The organism is Streptomyces sp. AM6-12 (assembly GCF_044327085.1).
Classification (GTDB): domain Bacteria; phylum Actinomycetota; class Actinomycetes; order Streptomycetales; family Streptomycetaceae; genus Streptomyces.
Map to the genome: position 1 here is coordinate 876,578 of NZ_JBIQWN010000001.1, position 12,742 is coordinate 889,319.

A 12,742-nucleotide genomic window follows, 5' to 3' on the forward strand; every position below is an offset into this window, starting at 1 on the left:
ACGATCCGTCGAGCGTGAGCCGTTAGCCGTCCGCCGGCCACGGACGCACGATCGCTCGGGCCTTCCTCCAACCCCTTTCCTTTCAGAGCCTGTTGGCTGATTTCGCGTGTGTGGTGACGCGTCGGGCGCGCGGCGCGGCTGAACGAACCTCTGTGTCCGTGATCCATCTCCCGCTTCCGGGCCGGCCGTCCGGTCCCTTCCATCCGCCTTGCCGAGGAGGCGACATGCCCCAAGAGCGCGGGGCGCGCGATGTGCGCGCCGTCACCGATTTCCTGCTTTCCCGCTTCGTGGAGCTGCTGGACGTTTCCAGGGACGCGGTGGATCGCTGGGCGCCGATGCACCAGTACGGCCTGGATTCGGCCAAGGCGGCGACGCTCGCCGCCTCCTTGTCGACGTTCCTCGGCCGGCCGGTTCCGGTCACCTGGATGTGGCAGTATCCGACCGTCGACGAGCTGAGCCGGGCACTGGTCGAGGGTCCGCCCGCCGCGCCGGAGGCCACCGCCCCCGGCCGGGACCGCCGTGGCCCCTCGTACGAGCCGGTCGCGATCGTGGGCATCGGCTGCCGCTTCCCCGGCGGCCCCGATCCCACCTCGTTCTGGCGGCTGCTGACCGAGGGGCGCGACGCGGTGGGGCCGGTGCCGGCCGCGCGGCGCGGGCTGCTGGGCGACTCGGTGCGCTACGGCGGGTTCATCGACGGCATCGACCGGTTCGACCCGCTGTTCTTCGGCATCTCGCCCACGGAAGCCGTGCAGATGGACCCGCAGCAGCGGCTGATCCTGGAGCTGGCCTGGGAGGCGCTGGAGGACGCGGGTGTGCCGCCGCTCGGCCTGGTCGGCAGCGACACCGGCGTGTTCATGGCCTCCTGCTGGGGTGACTACGCGGCGCTGGCGCACTACCGGGGCCCCGGCAGCCAGATCACCCCGCACACCGCGACCGGCATGCACGACGGCATCATCGCCAACCGGGTCTCCTACGTCCTCGGGCTCCAGGGCCCGAGCATGGCCATCGACGCCGCCTGCGCCGGATCGCTGGTCTCGGTCCACCTCGGCTGCCAGTCCATCTGGATGGGCGAGAGCGAGCTGGTGCTGGCCGGTGGCGTGAACCTGAGCTTCGTCTCCGACTACTACACCGCCATGGACGCGATGGGCGCGCTCGCCCCGGACGGCCGCTGCAAGCCGTTCGACGCGCGCGCCGACGGCTACGTCCGCGGGGAGGGCGCCGGGGTCGTCGTACTCGCCCCGCTCAGCGTGGCCCTCGAACGCGAACTGCCCGTCTACTGCGTGATCAAGGGGAGTTCGGCCAACAACGACGGGCTGAGCAACGGCATGACCGCGCCGAGTCCCCAGGCGCAGGAGCTGATGCTGCGCACCGCGTACCGGCGGGCCGGGATCGCGCCGGCCCTCGTGGACTACATCGAGTGCCACGGTTCCGCGACGCCGCTGGGCGACCCGATCGAGGCCAACGCCATCGGCGCGGTCCTGGGCGGCGACCGGCCGGTGCCGCTGCGGCTGGGCTCCGTCAAGTCGAACGTCGGGCATCTGGAGGCGGCGGCCGGCATCGTCGGGCTGGTCAAACTGGCGCTGTCGATCCGCAACGGGGTGCTCCCGGCGAGCCTGCACTACGCCGCCCCGAACCCGCAGATCCTCTTCGACGAGTACGGGCTCGCCGTGCAGGACCGGCTGACCGCGTGGCCGCGCCGGTCCGACGCGCGGCGCGGGGGCGTCAGCTCGTTCGGGTTCGGCGGCGCGATCTGTCATGTCGCCGTCGAGGAGCTGCCGCGCCCCGAGGGCAGGCTCCTGCTGCTGGCCGGGGACTCCACCGAGGCGCTGGCCGAACGGGCCCGTGCGCTGCGGGACGAGCACGATCTGCGGGCGGTCTGCGCCCGGGTGCCCGGCGAGGGCAGGTTCCGGCTCGCCGCCGCCGCCCGCGACATGGGTGAACTCCGTTCGCAGCTCGACGCGTTCGCCGCCGGTACGACGGCCGCCGGGCTCAGTGCCGGGCAGGCGGACGGGCGCCGGCCGCGGGTGGCCTTCCTGTTCTCCGGCAACGGTTCCCAATGGGTGGGCATGGGGAGGCAGTTGCTCGCCTCGATGCCCGTGTTCCGGCGGTCCATGATGCGCTCCGACCGTCGGATGCGGGAACTCCTGGGCTTCTCCGTGGTCGACCACCTCCTGTCATCGGACGGGCGCTTGGACGACATGGACGTCTTCCAGCCGCTGCTGTTCTGCATGCAGGTGGCGCTGGCCGACACCTGGCGCTCCCTGGGTGTGGAACCGGATGTCGTCGTGGGCCAGAGCGTCGGCGAGTTCGCCGCCTCGCACATCGCCGGGGCGCTCGACTTCGAGGATGCCTCGCGTCTCGCCGCCTGCCACGGCCGGCTGCTCCAGCAACTGGCGGTCGGCCGCGGCGAGGGCATCGTCGTCACGACCGACGCGGCGTCCGTCCAGCCCTACCTGACCGGACGGCTCGCCGTCTCCGGGCACAACGGGCCGGACGCCACGCTGGTCACCGGCACCCCGCAGGAGATCGACGCGCTCGTCCAGCGGCTGACCGGCCAGGGCGTCACGACCCATCGGGTGCGGATGGGCCACGCACCCCACTCGCCCCTGGTCGACCACGTCCTCGCCCCGCTGCGCGCCGAACTCGACGGTCTGCGGCCGCGGACCACCCGCGTCCCGATGATCTCGACGGTCACCGGTGAACGCGTCGACGGCGCCGAACTCGGGCCCGACTACTGGGCGGACAACCTGCGCCGCGAGATCCAGGTGGTGCGCGCCCTGACGGCGCTGCGCGGGTACGACATCGACGCGGTGGTCGAACTCTCCCCGCACCCGCTCCTGCTCAAGGCCGCCTCGCAGCTCCTCGACGCGGCCACCCTGCCCTCGCTGCGGCGCGGCGCCGACGAGGCCCAGACGCTGCTGGGTTCGCTCGGCGCGCTGTACGCCGCCGGGCATCCTGTCACGCCGAGTCCGTTCCTCGCGGGTGACCGGGGACGGCACGCCACACCGGTCCAGGGCGCTCCCGCCCGGACCTTGGCCCCGGTCCAGGGCGCCCCCGCCGGTGACGGGGCCCTGTGTCTCGTACCGGTCTCGGCGCACTCGGCGGCCGCGCTCGCCGACACCTGCCGGGCGCTGTCCAACCACGTCGAAGGCGACGCGGGCCTGCGGGTGGCCGACCTCGCCTACACGCTCGCGACCCGGCGCACCCACCTCAACCACCGGGTGGCGCTGCTCGCCGCCGGCCGTCAGGACGTGCTGGACGGGCTCGCGCACATAGCCGCCGGCCGCCCGCACCCCGGTGTCCTCGCCGGCACGGTGTCCGGCAACGCCGACCGGCGGGTGGCGCTGGTGTTCTCCGGCGGCGGGACCCAATGGGTCGGCATGGGGCGGGAGTTGCTGCGCACGCACGCCGGGTTCCGCACCTGGATGCACGCCTGCGACACCGCCGTGCGCGTGGCCGGCGGCTGCTCGGTGCTCGAACAGCTCGACGCGTCGGAGGACGAGGCCCGGTTCGCGGAGATGGACTTCCAGCAGCCGGTCCTGTTCGCCCTCCAGGTGTCGCTGGCGCGGGTCTGGCTGGGGCTCGGCATCCGGCCGGCCGCCGTCGTCGGGCACAGTCTGGGCGAGGTCGCGGCCGCGTGTGTCGCGGGAGCGCTGTCGCTGGACGACGCCGCACGGGTCGTCGTGGCGCGGTCGCGTCTGCTCGAACACAAGGCGGCCCCCGGTGCCATGATCTCGGTCGACCTGCCGGAGCGGGAGCTGCTGCCGTGGCTCGCGCCGTACGCCGGGCACGCGGCCGTCGCCGTGGTCAACAGCCCTACCAGCGCGGCGGTTTCGGGATCGCCGGAGGCGGTCCGCGCCCTGGAGGCGGACCTGCGGGCGGCCGGGATCTCGACCAGGAACATCCGGGTCGAACGCCCGGTGCACAGCCCCGGAATGGACCCGCTGACCGGGCCGCTGCGTGAACTTCTCGACGGCATCGACCCGTCGACCGGCAGCATCGACTTCCACTCCACGGCACTCGCCGGGGCCGTCAACCCGGTCCTGGACGCCGACTACTGGGCGCACAACCTGCGCGACCAGGTCCGGTTCGCCGAGACGATCGGCGCGCTGGTCGAGGACGGCGTCGGCGTCTTCGTGGAGATCGGCCCGCACGAGACGCTGCGCGGCGCGGTCGAGGAGATCGCGCTGACCCGCGGCGCACGAGTGCACGCGGTCAACTCCCTGCGGCGCGGCGAGAGCGACACGCGCTGTCTGCTGGAGGCGGTCGCGTCGCTGCACGTCCGGGGCGTCCCGCTGACCTTCGACGCGCTGTTCGCCGACGATGCCGAGGTCGTGGAGACCCCACTGGTGCAGTGGCAGAAGGAGAGCTACTGGCTGGACACCGCGCCGCGCGTCGACGCCGCCGTACCCGCACCGGCCACGTCAGCCGCATCTGCCGTACCGGCTGCGGCGGGTGCGCCGGCTCGCCCCGCTGCCGCCATAGCGGCTGTGGCGGCCGAGCCGGTGGGTGCGAGCGGGCCGAGCAGGTCGGTGGAGGAGCTGATCCTCGCCGAGATCGCCGAGGTGCTGGGCGTGCCGGAGGACCGGTTCGATGCGGGGTCGAGCCTGCGCGACTTCGGCCTCGACTCGATGCTGGCCATCCGGCTGGTCAACCGGGTGCAGTCGCTGTTCGGACAGCGGGTGTCGCCGGTGGTGTTCCTGGACGGGCGGACGATCTCCGAGATCGTGGGCCATCTCGGTGAGGTGGTCGGCGGGGCGGGCGAGGGCGTGGAGGCGAGCGCGGGGGCGGCGGCGGCCGGGACTTCCGCGGTCGCACCGGGTGCGCCCGCACAGGTCCCGCAGGCGACGGCACCCCCCGTACAGGCCCCGCCCACTCCGGCCCAGCCCGCCCCCGCCCCACCCCGCACCCCGCTGGACACCCTCTCCGAACTGGACGCCGAGGAACTCCTGGACGAACTCGCCGGGCGCGGTCTCCTCGACCCCACCGACGCCCCCGCCCTCGATCAACTCCGCGCCGACGGACTGCGGTTCCAGCTGGCTCCGGCGTCGCACGGGCAAGCCTCGCTGTGGTTCATGCAGCAGATCGCGCCGGACGCCGTGCCGTACAACTTCATGGTGGCAGCCCGCGTCCGCACCGAGGTCGACGCGCCCGCGTTGGAGCGCGCCGTACGGACCGTGATGCGGCGGCATCCCGCGCTGCGCACGATCTTCGCGGAGGCGGGCGGCAGCCCGTACCAGGTGATCCTCGACGAGCCGGAGTACGAGTTCCTCGTCGCGGACAGCACCCACCTCGACGACGAGCAGGCCCGCGAGGAACTCGCCGTCTACGGCCATATGCCGCTGGACCTGGACAACGGGCCGCTGGTGCGCGTCGTCCTGATGAGGCGGGGTCCGGCCGACCACTATCTGCTGGTCCTCGTCCACCACATCGCCTCGGACGCGGCCTCGGCCGATGTGATGATCCGCGAACTCCAACGGTTCTACGAGGGCGTTGACCCCGACGCCTGCGAACCGGTCGCGCCGTACACCGAGTTCGTGGAGTGGGAGCGGCAGTGGCTGGCCGGCCCGGCGGCCGAGGCGGCGCTGGAGTGGTGGTCGCGGCAGCTCGCCGACCCGCCGGCCCATCTCGACCTGTCCCCCGTGGAGCGCCCGCCCGGCGTCACCTACGAGGGCCGCGACCTCACCTTCCGCTGGAGCGCCGAAGAGAGCCGGAGACTGCGGGAGTTCGCGGTCCGCGAGGGGGTGTCGGTGAGCACCGTGGTGCTGGCCGGATTCTTCGCGACGCTCAACCGCGCGGCCGGCGTCGAGGACTCCGTACTCGCCACCGCCATCGCCCAACGCGGCGAGCCCGGCTGGGAGTCCGCGATCGGCTACTACCTGAACACGGTGCTAGTGCGGGCGAAACCGGTCGGTGACCGCGCCTTCAGGGAGCTGCTGCGCGAGGTGCACGCGTTCTCGCTCGGACTGCTGGAGCACATGAACTACCCGCTCGACCTGCTGGCGGCCGAACTGAAGCCTCCGCGCGCCGAGGGCCGCTCGCCGTGGTTCGACGTGGTCCTCAACTGGCTCTCCGCGGACGCCTTTCCGCGCTCCGTGAAGCTCTTTCACGGCATCGGCGACACCATCGCGCCGCAGGGCGCGCTGCCCCTGGAGCCGCTGCCGGTTCGCAGGCACCTCGCCAAGTTCGACCTGGAGATCTCGATGGCCGAGATCGGCGGCGAGGTGGTCGGACACGTCCAGTACAAACCGAGCTACCTGGAGAAGCGGACCGTGACGGCACTGCTCGCGCTCTACCGCACCGTGCTTTTCGACTCGATCGCCCATCCCGGACTGCCACTCGACGCCATCGCGCCGGGCGAGCGCCTCAAGGAGACGGACCAGTGACCCAGACCCTGCACACCAGGTTCGTCGCCCAGGCCGAGCGGACCCCGGACGCCACCGCGGTCTACTCCGACGCCGGCGTGCTGACCTATCGCGAACTGGACGAGCGATCAAGGGCGTTGGCGGAACGGCTGGGCGCCGAGGGCGCGGGGCCCGGAGTCCCGGTCGGCGTCTGTGTCGAGCGCACACCCGACCTGGTGGTCGGCATCCTGGCCGTCCTGCGCGCCGGGTCCTGCTACGTGCCGCTGGACCCGAGGTACCCGGCCGAGCGGCTGGACCTCATGGTCCGCGACAGCGGCACGAACCTGCTGCTGACCACGCCCGCGTCCCGCGCGTCCTGCCCGGCGGGCCCGACCCTGGTCGTGCTGGACGCGGCCGTGACGACCGAGCCCGGCGAGAAGCCCGTACCGGTCGTGCCCGAGGACACCGCCTACGTGATCTACACCTCGGGCTCCACCGGCCGGCCCAAGGGCGTGGCGATCCGGCACGGCGGCTGCGCGGCCATGCTGTCCGCCTGGGACCGGGTCCTCGGCGACCGGGACCTCGGCGGTGTCTCCGCGGCCAGCTCGATCTGCTTCGACATGTCCATGATGGAGATCTTCCCGGCGCTGAGCCGGGGCGCCGCCCTCGTGCTGGTGGAGAGCACCGTCCACCTGCCGGAGAGCCCGTACGCGGACAAGGTCACCCTGCTGCACGCCATCCCGTCGGTGACGAACGCCCTGCTGGACGCGGGCGGCCTGCCGCCGAACCTGCGCACGGTCGTGTTCGGCGGCGAGCCGCTGCGCCGCAAGCTGGTGGACCGGGTGTACGCGGAGACCGGCGCCGAGGTCTTCAACGCCTACGGCCCCACCGAGGGGACCGTGTTCTGCACGCTGGGTCCGGTGCCGAGGGACGGGACCGGCGAGCCCACGATCGGCGCGCCGGCGGCCGGTGCCCGGCTCTACGTACTGGACGAGAACCGCGAGCCGGTGCCGGCCGGTGTCCCCGGTGAGCTGTACCTCGGCGGCGCGGGCGTCGCGCACGGCTATCTCAACCGGCCCGAGGCCACCGACGAACGGTTTCTGCCGGACCCGTTCGCGGGCGACGGGCGCATGTACCGTACCGGCGATGTCGTCGTGGCGACCGACGGCGGCGAACTGGAGTTCGTCGGCCGAACCGACAACCAGGTCAAGGTGCGCGGCCACCGCATCGAGCTGGAGGAGGTCGAGGCCCGGCTGACCGGCTGCCCCGAGGTCCGGGAGGCCGCGGCCGTCGTACGGGGCCGCAGGCTCGTCGGCTACGTCGTGACCGAGGGCCCGGCCGGGGGCGGCGCCCGGCTGGACGCGGGGCTCCAGGCCGCCGTCACCGGCAAGCTCGCGGCCGAGCTGCCCGAGTACATGGTGCCGCAGGCGATCGTGGTCCTGGACGAGCTGCCGCTGACGCCGGGCGGGAAGCTCGACCGCGCCGCGCTGCCCGAACCGCCGGCCGCCGACGCCGGGCCCGTGACGGCCGCGGGCACGCCGACGGAGGTGGCGCTGGCGGAGATCTGGGGCCAGTTGCTCGGGCTGGACCCGGCGGGCATCGACGTCCGGGCCGCCTTCTACGACCTCGGCGGCGACTCACTGCTGCTGGTGCGGCTGGCCCGGCTGATGACCCGGCGCTTCGACCGGCGCGTCCGGGTGCCCGATCTCTTCCGCTTCCGCGACATCCACTCCCTGGGCCGCTGGCTCGACGAGGACGGCGACGCCGTCCCCGAGGCGGTCGAGTCGGCCCGCCGCCGCGCCGCCGTCCGCCGCGCCGCACTGCGCGGCCGCGCCTCCGCCACCGGCAACTGAGCGAGCCGCTGCACCGGTAACTCAGCTTTTCTTCAACCCCACTTGAGCAGGAGCCCCTCATGTCCGAACGTCCCGAGCAGGACTACGATCCGGGCGACGTGGCCGTCATCGGCATCGCGTGCAAGGCGCCCGGTGCCCGCACCAAGGAGCAGTTCTGGGACAACCTCCTGCACGGCAGGGAGTCCGTGCGGTTCCTGGAGAAGGACGAGATCAAGGTCGACGAGACCCTGATCAACAACCCGTACTACGTGCGGGCCTGCGGCACGCTCGACGGGTACGACGCCTTCGATCCCTCGGTGTTCGGCATCAGCGACCGGATGGCGGCCGCGATGACCCCGGAGAACCGGCTGTTCGTGGAGAGCGCCTGGGAGGCGCTGGAGGACGGCGGGTACGACCCGGACCGGATACCGGGCGAGGTGGGGATCTACGGCGCCAACAACCCGCAGACGGCGGCGCTTTACGGCACTCCGCCGGACCGGGTGTCGGTCGGTCCCGAGGCCATCGAGCACGGCCTGGCGTGGTCGCCGGACACCATGACGTCCAACGCGCTGTACTACATCGGGCTGACCGGTGAGGCCGTCACCGTCACCACCGCCTGCGCCGGCTTCCACTACGCGGTGCATCTGGCCTGCCAGTCGCTGCTGCTGGGCCAGACCGACATGGCGATCGCCGGCGGTGCGATGGTACGGCTGCCGCACCCGCGCGGGCATCTGTGGGAGGAGGGCCGCATCCTGTCGCGGGACGGCCACTGCCGCCCGTTCGACGCGAACGGCACCGGCGCGGCGCTGTCCAGCGGGGTCGTCACCATGCTGCTCAAGCCGCTCGGCCAGGCCGTCGCCGACCGGGACCACGTCTACGCGGTGGTCAAGGGCTCGGCCATCAACAACAACGGCGTCAGCGCGATGGCCTACGGTCTGGCGCAGCCCGAGCGGCTCAGCGCGTGCATCGCGGCCGCCATGCAGGTCGGCGGCGTCACCCCGGACACCGTGTCGATGTACGAGGCGAACGGGCTCGGGCTGCCGATCACCGACCAGCTCGAAGTGCACGCCGTGAGCATGGCGTTCGGCAAGCAGACCGGCACCTGCTCGATCGGCGGGGTCAAGGGCAACGTCGGGCACGGCGGGGTGGTGGCGGGCGGCTTCGGCGCCCTGAAGGCCACGATGGCGCTGTACCACCGGACACTGGTGCCGACGATCAACCTGACGGACGCCGACCCGGAGATCGACTTCCCCAGCACCCCGTTCGTGCCGCAACTGGAGTCCGCGGACTGGGAGCCCGAAGCGGGCATCCGGCGCGCGGGCATCACCGCGATCGGTGGCGGCGGTTACAACGGACACCTGGTGCTCGAAGAGGCCCCGGCCCCCGCCGGGCGCGCCCCCGAGGCCGTCGGCAGGCCGCGCCTCGCCACCCTGTCCGCGCTGGACGACGAGGCGCTGGCCCGGCAGCGCGCCCGGCTGCGGGACCGGCTGCTGGCCGACCCCGCTCTGCGCCTCGACGACGTGTGCTTCAGCCTCAACCTGGGCCGCAGGGCGATGGACCGCCGGTGGGCGGCCGTGGTGCGCAGCCGCGAGGAGCTGATCGAGGCGCTGTCCGCCGGCTCCGCGGGTGGTCCGGCCGTCGCGACCGGTGCCGCGCCGCGGGTGGACGCGGACTCCCTGCCGCGGGGCGAGGACGGGATCGTACCGGGCGCCCCGGACGACGACCGGGCGCTGGCCGCACTCGCCGCCGCCTGGGTGAACGGCCACCGGGTGGACTTCGGCGCCCTCCACCAGGGGGAGGCGAGCCACCGCGTGCCGCTGCCCACCTACCCGTTCCAGCCGCGCCGGTTCTGGCGCACGGAGTGGTGACCGTGGGCAGCCCCGCACCGGACACCGTGGGCACTTCGGCACCCGGCACCGTGGGCACCCCGGCGCCGGACACCGTGGTCACCCCGGCGCCGGACACCGTGGACCCGGGCGATCCGGACAGCGTGGACCTGGGCGACCCGGACACCTTCGCGGAGCACGACCTCGACGGGTTCTGGCGCACCCTGCGGGACACCGCCCCGGTGCACTGGAACCCCCCGAGGGGCGGCCGTCGCGGGTTCTGGGTGCTCTCCCGCCACGACGACATCATGGCCGCCTACCGGGACGACCTGCATCTCACCTCCGAGCGCGGCAATGTGCTGGTCACGCTGCTGGGCGGCGGTGACGCGGGGGCCGGGCGGATGCTGGCCGTCACCGACGGCCGCCGCCACCACGAACTGCGCAAGATCCTCCAGCGGGTGCTCTCGCCGCGGGTGCTCGGCGAGGTCGCGGCGGCGGTGCGGGCCAACACCCGGCGGCTGATCAGCGAGGCGGTCGAGCGGGGCGGCTGCGACTTCGCCGAGGAGATCGCCGGCCGGATCCCGATGACCACCATCTCCAGCCTGCTCGGCGTGCCCGAGCAGGACCGGGACTATCTGCTCACCCTGACCAAGGCGGCGCTGTCGGCCGACAGCGCGGACGCCGACGAGGTCGACTCGGAGATGGCCCGCAACGAGATCCTGCTGTACTTCATGGACATGGTCGAGGAGCGGCGTGCGGCGCCGGGCGACGACGTGATCAGCATGCTGGTGGCGAGCTCGATCGACGGGGTGCCGCTGTCCGACGAGGACATCGTGCTCAACTGCTACAGCCTGATCATCGGCGGCGACGAGACCAGCCGGCTGACGATGATCGACGGTGTGCACACCCTCGCGCGGCATCCCGGACAGTGGCGGCGGCTCAAGGACGGCGAGGTCGCCATCGACACCGCCGTGGACGAGGTGCTGCGCTGGGCGTCCCCCACCCTGCACTTCGGGCGCACCGTGGTCCGCGAGACCGAGGTGCACGGGGTCCGGCTGCGCCCCGGCGAGATCGTCACGCTCTGGCACGCCTCCGGCAACCGGGACGAGCGGGTCTTCGACCACCCCGGCGAGTTCGACCTCGGCCGGGCCCCCAACAAGCACCTGGCCTTCGGCTACGGCCCGCACTTCTGCCTCGGCTCCTACCTGGCCAGGGTGGAGATCGCCGAACTGCTCCTGGCGCTACGGGACTTCACCACCGGCTTCGAGCAGACCGGCGAGGCGCTGCGCATCCGGTCGAACTTCCTGACCGGGTTCTCCACACTGCCGGTGCGGTTTCGGCCCGACCCCCGCTCGATGAAAGAGGCGGCAACGACGTGAACATCTACCTTTCGGGACAGGGGGCGTTCGCGGTGCAGGTCGCGGACGCCCTGGAGGAGGAAGGGCACCGGATCGCGGGCGTGGCCGCCCCCCGGCTGCGCAAGGGGCACAGCGACGAGGCGAGCGCGCTGTCCTGGGACCGGCTGCGGGCGTGGGCGTATCCGAGGAGCGTCCCCTGGACGGATTCGGCCGAGCTGCGCGCGCGGCATGTCCCGGACGGGGTGGACCTGATCGTCGCCGCGCACTCGCACGCCTTCATCGGCCGCCAGACGCGCGCCCGCGCCGCCGTCGCGGCCATCGGCTACCACCCCAGTCTGCTGCCGCTGCACCGCGGGCGGGACGCGATCCGGTGGACGATCCGCGACGGCGACAAGGTGACCGGCGGCAGCGTCTACCACCTCACCGAGCGCACCGACGGGGGCCCGATCGCCGCGCAGGAGCACCTGTTCGTGCCGCCGGGTTCGACCGCGGAGTCCCTGTGGCGCGAGCATCTCGCCCCGCTCGGTGTGCGGTTGCTCGTGCGGGTCGTCACCGATCTCGCCAAGGGCCGCCGCATCGAGGTCCCCCAGGACGAGAAGCTGGCGACCTGGGAGCCCGCGATGGGCGCGCCGCCGCTGTTCAAACCCGAACTCATCGCGCTGCCGGGGTCGGAGACCGTCGACGGCAGCAGGTGGGCGCTGCACGCACAGTGACCGGCGGGGGCCGCGCCCGCGTCGTCGGCCGGTGACGATATCCGCCCGGCGACGCTCGCCTGTGCGTCAGAGGCGGGCGGACTCGCCCGGTCCTTCGTCCGCGACGTCCAGCTCCTCGCCGACACCGCGCGGCAGGTGGCGCTCGCCCTGCGGGACGAGGTGCCCGCGCTGCGGGAGACGCTGCCGCTGCGCGCCGCCGACCGGCCCGGATATCCGGCCTGGGCGACCGAGGCGTTCCGGCTGAGCACCTGCGGGGGTGCGCCCGGACACCCAGATCCACACCCGCATGTGCTACGCGGAGTTCGGCGACGTCGTGGGGGCCATCGACGATCTCGACGCCGATGTCATCAGCCTGGAGGCGGCCCGCTCCCCTATGCAGGTGACCCGCGAGCCGGCCGCCCTGCTGCGCACGGGGCTCGGGGCCATCACGGCGGAGCGGCTGTGGGCCAACCCCGACTGCGGTCTGAAGACCACCCGCGCCTCCCTGGAGGGCCTGGTCGCCGTCGCGCGCCCGGTCCGCGCGGAGCTGACCGGTTCCTGACCGTCCGGAGCCCGCACCGCGCCGGCGCGGGCGCCCGCGTAGGTGATCTGTGGGCGGCGAGGGTGATCTGTCGGCGGTATGTCGGCGGGGGCTGCGAGCTTGGACGCGTCGGAGTGCTCCCCATGAGC

At 73.1% G+C, this 12,742-nt stretch carries 5 protein-coding genes and 1 pseudogene; all 6 read left to right on the top strand.

Annotated elements, in window-relative coordinates:
* The first annotated feature begins 224 nt into the window (after window positions 1-224).
* On the top strand, window positions 225-6,386 hold the full coding sequence (locus ACE4Q9_RS03935) for an acyltransferase domain-containing protein (RefSeq protein ID WP_397982813.1): 6,162 nt from the start codon (window positions 225-227) through the stop codon (window positions 6,384-6,386).
* On the top strand, window positions 6,383-8,197 hold the full coding sequence (locus ACE4Q9_RS03940; protein WP_397982814.1) for a non-ribosomal peptide synthetase: 1,815 nt from the start codon (window positions 6,383-6,385) through the stop codon (window positions 8,195-8,197). The genes ACE4Q9_RS03935 and ACE4Q9_RS03940 overlap by 4 nt, the downstream gene beginning before the upstream one ends.
* A gap of 59 nt (window positions 8,198-8,256) precedes the next feature.
* Complete coding sequence (locus ACE4Q9_RS03945; protein ID WP_397982815.1) at window positions 8,257-10,044, top strand: beta-ketoacyl synthase N-terminal-like domain-containing protein; 1,788 nt, start codon at window positions 8,257-8,259, stop codon at window positions 10,042-10,044.
* Between the two features lie 74 nt (window positions 10,045-10,118).
* Window positions 10,119-11,381, top strand: a complete 1,263-nt coding sequence (locus ACE4Q9_RS03950; protein ID WP_397987110.1) for a cytochrome P450 — start codon at window positions 10,119-10,121, stop codon at window positions 11,379-11,381.
* Window positions 11,378-12,073 (top strand): formyltransferase family protein, encoded by a 696-nt coding sequence (locus ACE4Q9_RS03955; RefSeq protein WP_397982816.1) that lies wholly within the window; start codon window positions 11,378-11,380, stop codon window positions 12,071-12,073. The genes ACE4Q9_RS03950 and ACE4Q9_RS03955 overlap by 4 nt, the downstream gene beginning before the upstream one ends.
* 81 nt (window positions 12,074-12,154) lie before the next feature.
* A pseudogene (locus ACE4Q9_RS03960) lies at window positions 12,155-12,614 on the top strand (5-methyltetrahydropteroyltriglutamate--homocysteine S-methyltransferase); the annotation flags it as partial.
* Between the last annotated feature and the right edge of the window lie 128 nt (window positions 12,615-12,742).

Excerpts from the sequence above, each read along its gene's own strand:
- ACE4Q9_RS03945 (WP_397982815.1), top strand. The coding sequence starts at position 8,257 with ATGTCCGAACGTCCCGAGCAGGACTACGATCCGGGCGACGTGGCCGTC.
- ACE4Q9_RS03935 (WP_397982813.1), top strand. The coding sequence starts at position 225 with ATGCCCCAAGAGCGCGGGGCGCGCGATGTGCGCGCCGTCACCGATTTC.